Here is an 829-nt window from a genome sequence, read left to right as displayed (position 1 = left end):
GAGTGCGTCAATTTCAATGGCCAGAACGTGAGCCATCAATTGCAGGATTTCTTCACGCTCGTAACCGACCAGGGTCAGTTTGTTGAACGTCGCCTTGGCGGCTGGCGGGTTGTCGCTTTCGATCTGGTTTTCGATGGCTTCGATCAGGGTGGTTTCGGCGAATTCTTCTTCGTCGTTGTCGATATCGCTAGGCTCGCTCATGGCAGGCTCCAAAAGGAAAGGTCGCCAGTTTACCTGCATTCAGCCGTGTGATGCTGCTGGCGAGAGTGCTCCCGACGTTCTATAACAGTCGCTGCCAACCCCCCTGCACGGCCTGGAGGCTATGTGATGCTCAAGCTTTATGGATTTTCCGTCAGCAACTACTACAACATGGTCAAACATGCGTTGCTGGAAAAGGGCCTGCCCTTTGAGGAAGTAGCGTTTTACGCCGGGCAAAGCCCTGAGGCGCTGGCCATCAGCCCGCGCGGCAAGGTTCCGGTGTTGGGTGTCGAGCAAGGGTTCGTCAACGAGACCAGCGTGATTCTTCAGTACCTCGAAGACACGCAATCGGGTCCTGCGCTTCTGCCCAAAACACCGTTCGAGCGGGCCCAGGTTCTGGCGCTGGCCAAGGAAATCGAGCTGTACATCGAGCTGCCGGCTCGTGCCTGTTTCGGCGAGGCCTTTTTCGGCATGCCGGTGCCGGAAGCGATCAAGGAAAAAGCCAGGGCCGAGCTGCTGCTGGGATTTGCGTCGCTGGGACGTCACGGCAAGTTCGCGCCGTATGTAGCGGGCGCAACCCTGAGCGTGGCGGACCTGTACTTCCTGTACAGCGTCAGCCTGGCCTGCGCAG

The 829-nt window shown here is 58.1% G+C and carries 2 protein-coding genes; one reads left to right on the top strand and one right to left on the bottom strand.

Features of this window, described 5'->3' with window-relative positions; translation table 11 throughout:
* The coding region (locus AC1DH9_RS30055) for a hypothetical protein (protein WP_477809441.1) at positions 1 to 201 on the bottom strand (201 nt) is incomplete at its 3' end.
* A 126-nt stretch (positions 202 to 327) separates the two neighbouring features.
* Here AC1DH9_RS30055 and AC1DH9_RS30050 point away from each other — a divergent pair.
* Positions 328 to 829, top strand: a 502-nt coding sequence (locus AC1DH9_RS30050; protein ID WP_477809440.1) for a glutathione S-transferase family protein, incomplete at its 3' end; no start/stop codon positions are given.

This window comes from Pseudomonas sp. 05T35 (assembly GCF_056396605.1).
Note: the sequence above shows the minus strand (reverse complement) of the source record. Positions and strands in the feature narration are given on the sequence as shown.